Raw genomic sequence first — 14,258 nt, forward strand, 5'->3', positions numbered from 1 at the left:
CCCCGGGGCATCTGCCCCTGTGTTGTCCACGCAGTTATCCACAGTAATTGTGGATTGAATCCACGCAAAGCCTGCGCGGCGACCTTTTATACTGGCGCCCCGATGCCTGAGTGAACGAGAGCGCTGCCGATGAGTATGTCGATCCCTGAATGGCTGCTGGGTGTCCTGCTGATGCTGGTACCGGCCAGTATCGGCCTGGGGATGCTCTGGTACCGCCTGCAGCAGCGCGAGCAGGCCGGCTGGCAGGCTGAGCTGCAGGTGCAGAGTGCTCACGAGCGGGCCGAGCGCGCGCAGGCCGATCTGCAGCGTCTGCAGGAAGAGGCGCAGTTCCAGCAGGATCAGCTGGTCGATTTGCAGGGGGATAACGCCGCCCTGCGCCGCGAGGTGCAGCTGCTGCAGGCGGCCCGTCAGGAGGCCAGCCGGCAGCGCCTGCTGGATGAGGAGCGGCGGATCGGGCTGGAGAGCGAGCTGCGCGAGCTGGCCGCCGAGCGTGCGGCGTTACAGGCCGCGCTGCATGAGCAGCAGCAGGGGCACCGTCAGCGCCTTGAAGAAGTACAGGCAGCGCGCGATACGCTGCGTGCGCAGTTTGCCGAGCTGGCCGGGCAGATCTTCGCCGAGCGTGAGCAGCGCTTCAGTCAGGACAGCGAGCAGTCGCTGCGCCAGCTGCTGGAGCCGCTGCGCGAGCGGTTGCAGCACTTTGAGCAGCGGGTCGAGCAGAGCTATCAGCAGGAAGCACGCGAGCGCTTCTCGCTGGGCCGCGAGCTGGAGCGCCTGCAGCAGCTTAACGAGCGTCTGGGCAGCGAGGCACAGGATCTGGCCCGCGCCCTGCGTGGCCAGAAGACCCAGGGCAACTGGGGCGAGCTAGTGCTGGAGCGGGTGCTGGAGCAGGCGGGCCTGCAGAAGGGCCGCGAATACGACACCCAGGTCAGTCTGCGCAGCGCCTCGGGCGAGCGCTTCCAGCCGGATGTACTGATCCGCCTGCCGGGCGAGCGGCAGGTGGTGGTGGATGCCAAGGTCAGCCTCACCGCCTGGCAGCAGTATGTCAGCGGCGAGGATGAGCCGCGGCGCCAGCACGCCCTGCGCCAGCATGTCCAGTCGCTGCGCAACCACCTGCGCGGCCTGTCGCAGCGTGATTATCAGCGCCTGGAGGGCCTGAACAGCCTCGACTTCGTGCTGCTGTTCGTGCCGCTGGAAAGCGCGTTTGCCGCGGCGTTGCAGGCCGAGCCTGAGCTGCTGCGCGAATCCTCGGCGCAGAACATCATCCTGGTCGGCCCGACCACCCTGCTCGCCACCTTGCGTCTGGTCGACAGCCTCTGGCGTCAGGAGCGTCAGAGTCTGAATGCCCGCGAGATCGCCGAGCGCGCCGGGGCGCTGTATGACAAGTTCGTGCTGTTCATCGACGATCTGCAGGAAATCGGCACCCGCCTGCAGCAGTTGGACAAGGCCTATGCCGCGGCGCGCAACAAGCTCTGCGAGGGGCGCGGCAACCTGATCGGGCGCAGCGAGCAGTTGCGCCAGCTCGGCGCGCGCACCAGCAAGCAGCTGCCCGCCGACTGGCTGGCCGATCCTGAGACGGCGTCGATGGCTGAGGCGTCAGTAGCGCAGACGCAGGTGCTCTCCGCTGCTGTTCTGCCGCCGGCAGAAGGTAATGAACTCCTCGGCCCGCAGGGGCGGTGAGTACCAGAAGCCCTGCCCGAGCTGGCAACCGATGTGATGCAGCAGGGTGACATGCCGCGAGCGCTCGACACCTTCGGCCACCGTACCCAGCCCGAGGCTGCGGGCCATCTGCACCACGGTCTCGGTCAGGCGCAGGTCTTGCGGGTTGTTGTCCATGTCCTGGATGAAGGCACGGTCGATCTTCAGCACCGACACCGGCAAGGTCTTCAGGTAGGCCAGCGACGAGTAGCCGGTACCAAAGTCATCGACCGCAATCGACAGCCCTTCATCGGCCAGCACCTTGAGTTGCTGGCGCGCAAGATCGATGTCGCGCATCAGCCCCGATTCGGTGATCTCGATTTCCAGCGCGCCCTGCGGCAGCTGGCTGTGGCGCAGGCGCTCCAGCAGGAGCCGGGCAAAGTGGGGTTGCACCAGCTGCAGGCTGGCGACATTCACGGCCAGCCGAAAATCACGCGGTAGCAACGCCTGGCTGAACCACTGCTCCAGCTGGCGGATGGCCTGTTCGATGACCCACTGGCCGATGTTCAGGATGTCACCGCTTGATTCTGCCAGTGGAATGAACTCGCCCGGCGGCACCAGCCCCCACTGCGGATGCTGCCAGCGCAGCAGCGCCTCGGCACCGATCACCCGGCCGCTGACCAGGTCGATCTTCGGCTGGTAGACCATGAACAGCTGCTGCTCGACCCCCTGGTGCAACGCCTGGTGGTACTGGTCGCGGCGCTGCAGCGCAGCTTCAAGGCTTGGCTGGTACAGCTGCCAGCGGCCGCGCTCCTCGGCCACTGCCAGGGCGGCCATGCGCAGCAGGTGTTCTGCCGAGTCATGGGGCATCTGGCTGTGGCTGACCCCCACGCGCACATCCAGACGCACGCTGAGCGAGTCGCCCTGCAGCGGTCTGTGCAGGCGCTCAAGCAAGGCCTCGATGCGCAGCGCCGCCAGCGGGCCGGGCAGGCACAGCACCCAGGCGCTGTAGCGCCAGACGCCCAGCTGCGCCTCTGGATCCAGCCACTCGTGCAGGCGCTCGCGCAGGGTCAGCAGCAGGCACTCGCTGCTGGCCTGGCCGTGCAGACGGCTGATTTCACTCAGGCCGGCAAAGTCCAGATAGCAGAGCGTGAACGGACGCTGGGCCTGGCGTTGCTGCTCGATCAGCTCGAGCAGGGTGGTGCGGTTGGGCAGGCCGGTGAGTGGGTCTTCCCGGGCCAGCCGCTGGATCTGCACGGTGCGCTCTTCGATCAGGTCTTGCAGCTGGCGCGCCTGGTTGCTGCGCTCGCGCAGCAGAAAGTGCGCCTGCAGCGTGTTGTGCAGGCGCTGCAGCACCTCATGCTGGTCGAAGGGCTTGGAGATGAAATCGCGCGCGCCCAGCGCCAGCGACTGCAGGCGGGTATCGCGGTCGGTCTGCGCGCTGAGCACGATGACTGGCGGCGCTTGCTCGCCCCAGCGCGCCTGCAGCCGGGTGAGGATCTGGTGACCATCCAGATGCGGCATGCGGATATCCAGCAGCAGCAGGTCTGGCAGACCCTCCTCCAGGAGCGGCTCGACCTGGCGCGGGTCGCTCAATCCCTCGAGGTTTTCGTAGCCGGCATCCTCGAGCATGTCCAGCAGCAGCTCGACATTGACCGGTTTGTCATCAATGACCAGGATGCGCGCGCTCGCGTGGATGGCACTCGGGGTGTTCATGGGCAGCTCTCCTTGCAACGGGCCTGCCGGGTACAAAGGGGTTGGGTACAGGATGAGGGGATGCGCAGCGTATCGCCCAGCGGCAGTTTGAACCAGAACTCACTGCCCAGTCCCGGACGGCTGGTCACCCCGATGCGCCCGCCCATCTGTTCCAGGATCTGGCGGGTCAGTACCAGGCCGACGCCGGTGCCCTCGATGGCGGCGTTGCCGGTCTCCAGACGGCTGAAGGGCTGGAAGAGGCGCGGCATGTCCTCGGCGGCAATGCCAATGCCGGTGTCGCGCACGCTGACATGCACGCAGCCGCCCAGCTGCTGGGCATCGATCTGCACGCTGCCTTGCGGGCGGTTGTACTTGATGGCATTGCTCAGCAGGTTGATCAGCACCTGACGCAGCCGGGTCGGGTCGGCCCACAGGGTCACGGCAAAGTGCTCAAGGCCGGTGTGCTGCAGCGTCACCCCATGCTGGTGGGCGATCGGGGTCAGGGTTTCGCAGGCCTCGCGCACCAGCTCGGCCAGATTCACCGCCTCAGGGTTCAGGTTGAGCTTGCCGGCCTCGATACGCGCTAGATCCAGCACCTCATTGATCAGGTTCAGCAGATGCTGGCCACTTTTCTCGATTTGTTCGATCTGGCGGCGCTGGCGCTCATCCAGCGGGTGACGCTGGCTGCACTGCAGCAGCTGGGCAAAGCCTAGGATGGCATTGAGCGGGGTGCGCAGTTCATGGCTCATCGCCGAGAGAAACTCGCTCTTGGCCCGGCTGGCCGCCTCGGCCTCATCGCGGGTCTGGCGCAGCTGCTCGGTGAAGGCGGCGCGCTCCTTGAGCTGGCGATACAGCTTGATCAGCAGGGCGCAGGTCGAGGTGAAAGGCTCCAGCCAGGTCACCAGCGCTTCGCGGTAGGGCTCGGCGCTGTTGGCGATGGCGAACATGCCCAGCACCTCGCCCTGATCGACGATCGGTACACCCAGGTAATTGCGCAGCGGCGGATGGCCTGGCGGCAGCCGGTGCTGCGGATGGCTGGCCAGGTCATTGCAGAGGATGGTCTGCCCGCCGACAAACACCTGGCCCAGCAGGCTGTCGGGGTTGCGCAGCAGCATGCCGCCACTGCGCAGCTGGCTCATCAGCTGCTGGGACTCGGCGTTCCAAGACAGATCCGAGAGGGCGTGTATCTTCAGGGCCGGGCTGCCCTCGGTGTGCAGGACTTCGCCGATCAGTGCGTAATCGCTGCCGGTCAGCTCGCGCAGGGCATGCTTGAGGAAGGTCCACAGGGTATTGCCGGAGAGCAGGGCGCGGTAGTCGGTCAGCCCGCGGTGCAGCACGCTGAGCAGTTGCTGCTGCTTGTGCAGGCGGTGCGCGGTTTCATGGATCTCGCTCAGATCCGAGAGGATGCCGATGAAGTCACCGCGCCCGCCCTGTTCATCATAGGGCGCGTGGCTGACAGCCAGGTGCACGGGGATGCGCTGGCCGTTGCGGTGCAGGGCCTCGACGCGCCGGCCCTTGCCGACGATCTGATCGCTGCCATCTTCCAGATGGTTTTTCAGGTAGCGGTCATGAAAGCGCGCCCAGTGCGAGGGCATCAGCCGGCTGACATTGCTGCCCAGCACTTCTTCGCGGTGATAGCCCAGCAGCTGCAGGGCAAAGTCATTGATCTCGACGATCCGCCCGCTGCTGTCGATGCGCACGATGCCGGCGGCGGCGCCATGAAAGATCGCCTCATAGCGCGCCGCGCGCTTGCGGCTGCGCCGGCTTTCGCGGTCCAGCTCAAGGCTGCGGGCATGCAGGCGCAGCAGCTCCTCGACCTGCAGCGCCAGAGTCTGCAGATGCTCAAGCTGGCGCGCCGTAAAGCGCCGCGGTTTAAGGTCCAGCACGCACAGGGTGCCGAGCAGGTGGGTGCCATCGATGCTCAGGGGCACGCCGGCATAGCAGCGCAGATGCGGCGCGCCGTTCACCAGCGGATGGTTGGCAAAGCGTGGGTCGCGCTGGGTGTCCTCGACCAGCAGCAGGCGCCCCTCGATCAGTGCGTACTGGCAGAAGGAGCCGCGCCGCGGGGTCTGCGAAACGGCCAAGCCGACCCGCGACTTGAACCACTGGCGATCCTGATCAACCAGTGAGACCAGCACAATCGGCACCTCCAGAAGGTCTGCGACCAGCGCTGTGAGGCGATCGAAAGAGGCTTCCGCTGGGGTGTCGAGAATCTGCAGATCGTGCAGCTGGCGCAGCCGCTCCTGTTCGTAATCCATGTCGTGCATCCCTGAGTCATCCGTATCCGCGCGGTAGCGTGACAGCCTGCAGGCTCTGCCGTTGTACAATCCAGTCTGCCTAGTACAGCCTGGCATTTTTCCTGCAGGCTAGCCGGGTTCCCGCCATAGCGCCAGCGATCACGACGATCCGCGCATCAGGTACGGGGGCTTGGCAGGCGCCGGTGAGTGAACCGGCGCCCATCAAGCGGCTTTTTTTCTGACGCAATCGCCAATCGATCCTATGCTGCAAAGCGTCCGGGTGGTAGGAGACCGCTCTGGATGGATCATTTCGACAAGGAGCACGAGCTATGAGCGGGATCACTCTGGAACGCATGCAGGATGGTCTGCGTAACGGGGAACTGCGGTTTCATTACCAGCCGCAGGTGTCGCTATTCACTGGTGAGATCAATGCCGTCGAGGCGCTGATCCGCTGGCAGACGGCGGAGGGCGGTATGGTCATGCCGCATCATTTCCTGCCGCTGGCCGAGGAGAGCGGTTTCATCAGTGAAATCACCGCCACCCTGTTCGAGCGCCTGATCGCCGATGCCAACCTGCTCTACAGCCTGCACCCGAAGCTGCGCGTGTCCTTCAACCTCAGCGCCGCCGAGCTGGCCGATCCTGCGCTGGGCGCTGAGCTGGCTATTCAGCTGCGCCAGCAGGCCCATTGCCCGCGCCAGCTGGGCGTTGAGGTGCGTGAGGATCTGCTTGACGATCATGCCGAGGCCCCGCTGCTGGCGCGTCTGCGCGAGCTGGGGTTGTCGCTGAGCGTGGATGGCTGCACGGCGCCCCAGCCGCTGGATCGCTTGACGGGCGGCCTGTTCAGTCAGGTGAAGATCGACCGTACCCGCATCAATGCCTTGGCGAGCAATGCCGAGGTGGCGGTGATCGTGCGCGAGATGATCCACAGCGCCTACCGCGCGGGGTTGTCCACTGTGGCTGAGGGGGTCGAGGATCTGGCCACCTATGAGCAGCTGCAGGCGCTGGGCTGCGCGGCGGCGCAGGGCTATCTGGTGTCGCGGCCGCTGGCGCTGGCGGATCTGGTCGATTTTCTGGCTGATCGTCACCGCCGCTGGCCGGTCAATCCGGCCGGGATGCTGCATCTGGCGCAGATCGGCCATCTGGAGTGGAAGAAGGCGCTGGTCGAGGCGGCCTTTGCCTTCGATCCGCAGCAGCATGAGCGGGCCCGCCTGTGGCGCGGTCAGGTGCTTGATCTGCTGCGCTGCATGGTCGGGCAGTGGTATTACAGCCTGTCCCAGGCTTTTGCCGGGCTGGCGGAATACCGGGCACTGGAGGCGCCGCACCACGAGGTGCATCAGCTGGCCCATCAGCTGCTTGAGGAGGCCGGCCGGCGCGAGCGTGACCCGCAGGTCATGCTGCAGATCAGTCAGCGGCTCTCAAGCGCCTCGGTCGAGCTGCTACAAGGCTTGCTGGCACTGGAAGACCGGCTACGCAGCGACATGCTGACCGCCACGCTGCAGCCGGCCTGAGGGGAGTCAGCTTCCGATCAGCAGCAGGCCACCCAGCAGCAGGCTGGCGACAATCCAGGGCAGGGTGCGCAGCGCCAGTGCCCGCCCGCCGGCCAGTAGGATCAGCAGCGCCTTGAACAGGCTGTTGCTGGCGGCGGCGATGGCGATGCCCTGCACAGCGACTGTGCTGTCCAGCTCGCCCTGGGCACTGCGTGCCAGCGACAGGGCGATGGCATCCACATCCGCCACCCCGGCGAACAGCGCCACCAGATAGACGCCTGGTGCGCCCAGCTGGCGGTGGGCCACCTCCACCAGCAGCAGGATCAGCGCCAGCAGCAGGGCAAAGCGCAGGGCAGCCCCCAGCTCGCAGGGATTCTTGAACAGGGGCTCGCTGCCGCTCGCTACCTCATGGCCACTGCGCCACCACCAGTACAGGGCCCCTGCCAGGTAGCCACCCAGACAGGCCAGCGCCGGCACCAGCAGCGGCGCCACCAGTGCCGGATTGAACACCGCCACCTCCAGCAGCACCCGGGGGAACATCAGCGCCGAGGTCAGCAGCAGGCCCGCCGACAGCAAAGCCTGCAGTTCGCGGCGCTGCAGGCGGGCCAGCAGCAGGGTGGTCGCCGTGGAAGACACCAGGCTGCCGAGCACCGCCGTCAGCAGCAGGCCATGCCGGGCACCGACCAGTCGCACCGCCACATAGGCAGCAAATCCCATCGCCGACAGCGCCACCACCATCCACCACAGCACATAGGGATTGAACAGTTGCCAGGGGCCATAGCCCTGATTGGGTAGCACCGGCAGCAGCACCAGGGAGATAAACAATAGCTTGAGCGCCGCGCCCAGCTCCTCGGCGGACAGGCGGTGCAGGGCGCGGTGCAGCGGCTCTTTCAGGCGCAGCAGCAGCGCGACCACCACCGCGCAGCCAGCGGCCAGCAGCCGTGCATCGGCCAGCGCCAGGCTGCCGAGCAGGAAGGTCAGCAGCAGGGCAATCTCGCTGGTGATGCCCTGATCGGGGTCCCGGCGCAGGCCGGTGATGTAGGTGGTGATGATCAGCGCCGACACCGCCAGCAGCAGGGCGATCCACACGCCAATCCCCAGCGTTTGGCCGAGCAGCAGGCCCAGCCCGCCGAGCAGCCCCAGCAGGCCATAGGTGCGCAGTCCGGCGGTGAGCCGCTCATCGCGGGTGCTGCGCGCGCTCCAGCCGCGCTCGGCACCGATCAGCAGGCCGATGGCCAGCGCCGTGCAAAGGTCCAGCAGCAGATCCGGGGTCAGCGGCATGGGCGAGCTCCTTGAAGCATCCAAGCTTCAGTCTAGGCGCCGCGTGCTTTCAGCGCAGGGTCAGATGCCGGCTGATCAGCGCCCGCAGCGCCGCCGGCTTGACCGGCTTGCTCAGGTAGTCGAGCCCCGCAGCATGCACCTCGGCGATCAGCTCTGGGCGAGCATCGGCGCTGATCACTACCCCCGGCACCGGCTCGCCGAGCCGCGCCCGCAGCCAGCCGATCAGCGCCACACCGGTTTCGCCTTCATCCAGGTGGAAGTCGACCAACACCAGCTCCGGCCGCTCGCCACGGGCGAGCAGGGCTGCGCAATCGGCGCGGGTGCGGGCCAGGCTCACCTGACAACCCCAGCGGCTGAGCAGGCTGCGCATGCCGGTGAGGATGCTATCCTCGTTGTCGATGCACCACACCTGCGCGCCATTCAGTGACTGGCCAGCGGTTTCTTGGCTGCGCGGCTGCTGTTGCACGGCATGCTCGCGAGCCAGCGGCACCCGCACGCTGAACACGCTGCCATGCCCGAGCCAGGAGCGGACCTCCAGTTTGTGCTCCAGCACCTTGCAGAAGCCATCGGCAATCGCTAGCCCCAGCCCCAGCCCCTTTTCGGCGCGGGTCTGGTGGCTGTCCAGCCGCTTGAACTCCTCGAAGATCACCTTGAGCTTGTCGGCGGCAATCCCCGGGCCGCGGTCCCAGACCTCCAGGCGCAGGTGGCACCCCTCGCGGCGCACGCCGAGCAGCACATGCCCCTTGGCGTAGCGGAAGGCATTGGTCAGGAAGTTCTGCAGCACCCGGCGCAGCAGCTTGATGTCGCTGTCGATGCGCAGGTGGCTGCCGCGGATGTGCAGATCGATGCCTTGCTCTTGCGCCAGCGCCCGGAACTCGACCCCGAGCGCTTCGTACAGGCTGTCCACGCTGAAGGCGCTGCGCTCGGGGGTGAAGCGGCCACTCTCCAGGCGCGAGATGTCCAGCAGGTCGCTGATCAGGTCTTCTGCCGAGCGCAGTGAGGAGTCGAGGTGGCGGACCAGATCCTGCACCTCGTCCTGCAGGCCGTCCTGATGGGCCAGCGCCGCCGAGAACAGCCGCGCGGCGTTTAAGGGCTGCATCAGGTCATGGCTGACCGCGGCAAGGAAGCGGGTCTTCGACTGGTTGGCCAGCTCGGCGCGGGCCTTGGCCTCGGAGAGCTGTTCGTTGAGCGCCGACAGCTCCCGGGTGCGCTCGGCCACGCGCTGCTCCAGGCTCTCGTTGGCTTCCTTGAGGGCCTTTTCTGCCTGGCGGAACGCGGTGATATCGGAGAACGACATCACAAAGCCCCCGCCGGGCATCGGGTTGCCGATCAGCTCGATCACCCTGCCATCGGGCAGGGTGCGCTCGTAGCTGTGGGCGGTGCCGTGACGCATCCAGTACAGGCGCTTGGCGACCTGCAATTCAGGGTCTCCAGCGCCGAACAGGCCGCGATCGGCATTGAAACGGATGATATCGGCAATCGGTCGGCCGACCTGGATCAGCCCCTCGGGGTAGTCGAAGATTTCCAGATAGCGGCGATTCCACGCCACCAGACGCAGCGCCTGATCGACCACGCTGATGCCCTGGGTGATGTTCTCGATCGCCCCCTGCAGCAGCGCGCGGTTGAATTGCAGCACCTCGGAGGCTTCATCGACGATGCGCACCACATCCTCGACCTGCATCTCGCGCCCTTCGATGGCCGCCTTGACCACCGCGCGGGCCGAGGACGCGCCGAGCACCCCGGCCAGCAGTCGCTCGGTGTGGGCGATCCACTCGCCGCTGGCGGTCTGTCCGGGGCTAAAGCCCTTGCCCTGGCGATAGGCGAAGCGGATGAAGCTCTGCCGGGCGCGCTCCTCGCCGACAAAACGCGCCGAAAGCATCAGCAGATCCTGCACCTGTACGGTGAGCAGCATGCGCGGGCTGGGGCGTACCGAGGCCTCCTGACCGACAAAGCGGCTGGCCTGCCAGTGCTCGGAGACGCGGGTGCGCGACAGCCAGGACACCACGGCAAACACCAGGAAGTTGCCGCACAGTGACAGCAGCGTGCCCTGGGTCAGGGCATCCATTGGCAGGCCGAAGGCGTGCCCGCTCAGCCAGGCCTGGCCCGGCCATTGGGCGATCGACCAGCCGAGCCCCGTGGCGATCACCGGCAGCAGCAGGGTGTAGAGCCACAGCAGCCCGCCCACGATCAGCCCGGCGAATACCCCGGTGCTGTTGGCCTGCTTCCAGTACAGCGCGCCGAACATCGCCGGGGCGAGCTGGGTGATGGCGGCAAACGCCACCAGACCGATGCTGGCCAGGCTGATGTTCGGCCCCATCATCCGGTAGATCACATAGGCCAGCAGCAGCAGGGCGACGATGCTGATGCGCCGCACCGAGAGCAGCCAGTGCCGGAATGCCTCATAAGGCCGCTCAGCGCTGTGGCGGCGCAGCAGCCAGGGCAGCAGCATGTCGTTGGAAATCATCGTCGACAGCGCCACCGCAGCGACGATCACCATGCCGGTGGCCGCCGAGGCACCGCCGATAAAGGCCAGCAGCGCCAGCGCCGACTGCGCGTGCGCCAGCGGCAGGCTGAGTACGAAGGAGTCGGGGACGACCTCATCTGGCAGCAGCAGTTGCCCTGCCAGCGCAACCGGCAGCACGAACAGCGCCGCCAGCAGCAGATACAGCGGGAACACCCAGCGCGCCATGTTCAGATCGGCAGGCTCGGTGTTCTCCACCACCGTGACGTGAAACTGCCGCGGCAGGCAGATGATCGCCATCATCGCCACCCCGGTCTGCCCCAGCAGGGCCACCCAGTTCACCGACTGGTCCCAGTATGGCTCCAGGGCGACGGCATTGCGGGCACGGCTGAACAGGTCGTCAAAACCGTCGAACAGCCCCCAGGTGACATAAGCGCCCACGGCCATGAAGGCCAGCAGCTTGACGATCGATTCGAACGCCACCGCCAGTACCATGCCGCGGTGGTGCTCGGTGACATCCAGGTTGCGGGTGCCGAACAGGATGGTGAACAGCGCCAGCACCAGCGAGACCAGCAGCGCGGTGTCCTGGGCGCGGGCGCTGCTGGTGTTGGCCTCAAGGCCGGTCAGCAGGTTGACACCCAGCACGATGCCCTTGAGCTGCAGGGCGATGTAGGGCAGCACCCCGACCAGACAGATCAGCGCCACCACCACCGCCAGCGTCTGCGACTTGCCGTAGCGCGCGGCGATGAAGTCGGCGATCGAGGTGATGTTTTCCTGCTTGCTGATCAGGATCATCTTGGCCAGCACCTGCGGCAGCAGCAGGAGCAGCAGCAGCGGACCAAGATAGATGGGGATGAACGCCCAGAACTGCTCAGCCGCCTGACCGACCGCACCAAAGAAGGTCCAGCTGGTGCAGTACACCGCCAGGGACAGGCTGTAGACCCAGCCGCGCAGACGCGGCGACAACTCGGCGCGGCGCCGGTCGCCCCAGAAGGCGATGGCAAACAGCAGGGCCATATACAGCAGGGCGACCGCGGCAAGCAGGGCGCTGGACAACGACATGGGAACTCCGAACAGGCAAGGCCTGCAGAGTGTGGCAGCAAAGCCTGCGTCCGTCAGGCCACTGCGACCAAGGTCTGGGGCCGGCGAAGGCTCTGCGCCGGGCCTTGGCGGCGCATCCTGCCCGGCGGGGCGAAGGGTTACTGGGCGTCGAAGGCCTGGCCGTTGACCCCGGCGCTGTCCGGGCCCATCAGGTACAGGTAGACGGGCAGGATCGCCTCGGGTGCCGGGTTGCTGGCCGGATTTTCACCGGGATAGGCTTGGGCGCGCATTCCGGTACGGGTCGCGCCGGGGTTGAGGCTGTTGGCGCGCACATGGCTGATGCCATCCAGCTCATCCGCCAGTACCTGCATCAGCCCCTCGTTGGCGAACTTGGACACGGCATAGCCGCCCCAGTAGGCGCGCCCTTTGCGACCGACGCTGCTGGAGGTGAAGATCACCGAGGCATCCCGGGACAGCTTGAGCAGCGGCAGCAGGGCGCTGGTGAGCATGAACACCGCGTTGACGTTGACCTGCATGACCCGCATGAAGTGATCGCCGGAGAACTGCTCGAGCGGCGTGCGCGGGCCGAGGATTGCGGCATTGTGCAGCAGGCCATCGAGGTGGCCGAACTCGCGCTCGATGGTCGCCGCCAGCTCGTCGTACTGGTGCGGCTGGGCGGTCTCCAGATTGAACGGGAAGATTGCCGGTTGCGGGCCGCCGGCCTGCTCGATCTGGTCGTACACCTCCTCGAGATGCTCGATGGTCTTGCCAAGCAGGATCACTGTGGCGCCGTGGGCGGCGAAGCTGCGGGCCGCCGCGGTCCCGATGCCACGACCGGCGCCGGTAACCAGAATGACGCGATCCTTGAGCAGATCCGGGCGGGCGCTGTACTGGAACATGAACGAAACCTCGATGAATCAGCAGAAGGCCGGCGCCAGGGCCGGCCGGAGAAGCCTGCAGTGTCGCCCAGGCCACGCTGGGCGGCCATGCGGCACAAGTCGCAGGCGCGGCTCTGGAACTCAGCAGCCGCAGAGCACTCGGTCGAGCACCTGGCGCAGCTCCTGGGAGCGCTCGATCAACAGATCCGCGCCCCAGTGCGCCGGGTGATCATCCGGGTGGATATAGCCATAGCGCACCGCGGCGGTGCGGGTACCTGCGGCGCGGCCGGCTTCGATATCGCGGGCATCGTCGCCGATATACAGCACTTCGGCGGGATTGAGTGCCAGTTGCTGGCAGGCCAGGGTGATCATCTCCGGGTCCGGCTTGCTGCGGCTGACATGCTCCGGGCAGACCAGCACCGCGGCACGCTCGGCAAGGCCCAGCGCCTGCATGATCGGCTCGGCATAGCGCAGCGGCTTGTTGGTGGCCACGCCCCAGCGCAGGTGGGCGCGTTCCAGGTCATCGAGCAATTCGCTGATGCCGGCGAACGGGCGGGTCAGCACCGCGCAGTGCTGCTGGTAGCGCTCAAGGAACTCATCGCGCAGCAGGGCAAAATCCGGGTGGCTGTCGTCGATGCCAAAAGCGCTGCAGACCATCGAGCGCGCACCGCCAGAGACCACGGCGCGAATCGCCGCCTCCTCGGCAGGCGCGAGACCACGCGCGGCGCGCATGGCCTGGCAGACGGCGATGAAATCCGGGGCACTGTCGAGCAGGGTGCCGTCCATGTCGAACAGCACGGCGCGGATACGCATCGGCTTCACTCCTGGCGCAGGGTCTGGATCATGTAGTTGACGTCCACATCGCTGCCCAGCTTGTAGATCTTGGTCAGCGGGTTGTAGGTCAGACCGATGATATCGCGCACCTCAAGCCCTGCGTTGCGGCTCCAGGCGCCCAGCTCCGAGGGGCGGATGAATTTCTTGAAGTCATGGGTGCCGCGCGGCAGCAGCTTGAGGATGTACTCGGCGCCGATGATCGCCAGCAGCCAGGCCTTGGGGTTGCGGTTGATGGTGGAGAAGAACACCTGGCCACCGGGCTTGACCAGCCGGGCACAGGCGGCGATCACCGAGGCCGGGTCCGGGACGTGTTCGAGCATTTCCAGGCAGGTGACCACATCGAACTGGCCGGGCAGCTCCTCGGCCAGCGCCTCGGCAGTGATCTGCCGGTACTCGACGCTGACGCCCGACTCCAGCTGGTGCAGGCGGGCGACCGCCAGCGGCGCCTCGCCCATGTCGATGCCGGTGACCGTGGCCCCACGCTGGGCCATCGCCTCGCTGAGGATGCCGCCGCCGCAGCCGACGTCCAGCACGCGCTTGCCGGCCAGATCGATCCGCTCATCGATCCAGTTGACCCGCAGCGGGTTGATTTCATGCAGGGGGCGGAATTCGCTGTCACGGTCCCACCAGCGGTGGGCGAGGGCTTCGAACTTGGCGATTTCGGCGGTATCGACGTTGCTCATGGTGCGGCTTCCGTTGGCAAGGCTGA

Annotated in this window: 9 protein-coding genes; 2 read left to right on the forward strand and 7 right to left on the reverse strand. The window is 66.6% G+C overall.

The window, feature by feature from the left end:
• Positions 1-129 precede the first annotated feature (129 nt).
• Complete coding sequence (locus tag MXC11_RS00300; protein ID WP_250003747.1) at positions 130-1,677, forward strand: DNA recombination protein RmuC; 1,548 nt, start codon at positions 130-132, stop codon at positions 1,675-1,677.
• Here MXC11_RS00300 and MXC11_RS00305 read toward each other — a convergent pair.
• Together MXC11_RS00305 and MXC11_RS00310 are read right to left on the reverse strand one after the other, a co-directional pair.
• Positions 1,594-3,351 carry a putative bifunctional diguanylate cyclase/phosphodiesterase gene (locus MXC11_RS00305; RefSeq protein ID WP_250003748.1) on the reverse strand — a complete coding sequence of 586 codons (1,758 nt, stop codon included), beginning with the start codon at positions 3,349-3,351 and terminating at the stop codon, positions 1,594-1,596. The genes MXC11_RS00300 and MXC11_RS00305 overlap by 84 nt on opposite strands.
• Positions 3,348-5,588 (reverse strand): GAF domain-containing protein, encoded by a 2,241-nt coding sequence (locus tag MXC11_RS00310; RefSeq protein WP_250003751.1) that lies wholly within the window; start codon positions 5,586-5,588, stop codon positions 3,348-3,350. Before MXC11_RS00310 ends, MXC11_RS00305 begins: the two co-directional genes overlap by 4 nt.
• Positions 5,589-5,896: 308 nt before the next feature.
• Here MXC11_RS00310 and MXC11_RS00315 point away from each other — a divergent pair, with 308 nt between their 5' ends.
• Positions 5,897-7,075: an EAL domain-containing protein gene (locus MXC11_RS00315; protein ID WP_250003753.1), complete on the forward strand. Its 1,179-nt coding sequence runs from the start codon at positions 5,897-5,899 to the stop codon at positions 7,073-7,075.
• Between the two features lie 6 nt (positions 7,076-7,081).
• Here MXC11_RS00315 and MXC11_RS00320 read toward each other — a convergent pair whose 3' ends face one another.
• From MXC11_RS00320 to ubiG, 5 genes are all read right to left on the reverse strand, one after another.
• Positions 7,082-8,335, reverse strand: coding sequence for an MgtC/SapB family protein (locus MXC11_RS00320; protein ID WP_250003755.1), 1,254 nt, complete (start codon positions 8,333-8,335; stop codon positions 7,082-7,084).
• Between the two features lie 49 nt (positions 8,336-8,384).
• Positions 8,385-11,858 carry a hybrid sensor histidine kinase/response regulator gene (locus MXC11_RS00325; protein ID WP_250003757.1) on the reverse strand — a complete coding sequence of 1,158 codons (3,474 nt, stop codon included), beginning with the start codon at positions 11,856-11,858 and terminating at the stop codon, positions 8,385-8,387.
• A gap of 137 nt (positions 11,859-11,995) precedes the next feature.
• A complete protein-coding gene (locus MXC11_RS00330) occupies positions 11,996-12,736 on the reverse strand; it encodes a YciK family oxidoreductase (protein ID WP_250003759.1) in 741 nt (246 codons plus the stop codon).
• A gap of 120 nt (positions 12,737-12,856) precedes the next feature.
• Positions 12,857-13,528, reverse strand: coding sequence for an N-acetylmuramic acid 6-phosphate phosphatase MupP (gene mupP, locus MXC11_RS00335; protein ID WP_250003761.1), 672 nt, complete (start codon positions 13,526-13,528; stop codon positions 12,857-12,859).
• Positions 13,529-13,533: 5 nt separating this feature from the next.
• The gene (ubiG, locus tag MXC11_RS00340) at positions 13,534-14,232 is read right to left on the reverse strand and encodes a bifunctional 2-polyprenyl-6-hydroxyphenol methylase/3-demethylubiquinol 3-O-methyltransferase UbiG (RefSeq protein WP_250003762.1); all 699 of its coding nucleotides are present in this window, start codon (positions 14,230-14,232) and stop codon (positions 13,534-13,536) included.
• Positions 14,233-14,258: the final 26 nt, after the last annotated feature.

It is taken from the genome of Pseudomonas eutrophicaquae (assembly GCF_023544715.1).
In the GTDB taxonomy this organism is placed as follows: domain Bacteria; phylum Pseudomonadota; class Gammaproteobacteria; order Pseudomonadales; family Pseudomonadaceae; genus Geopseudomonas.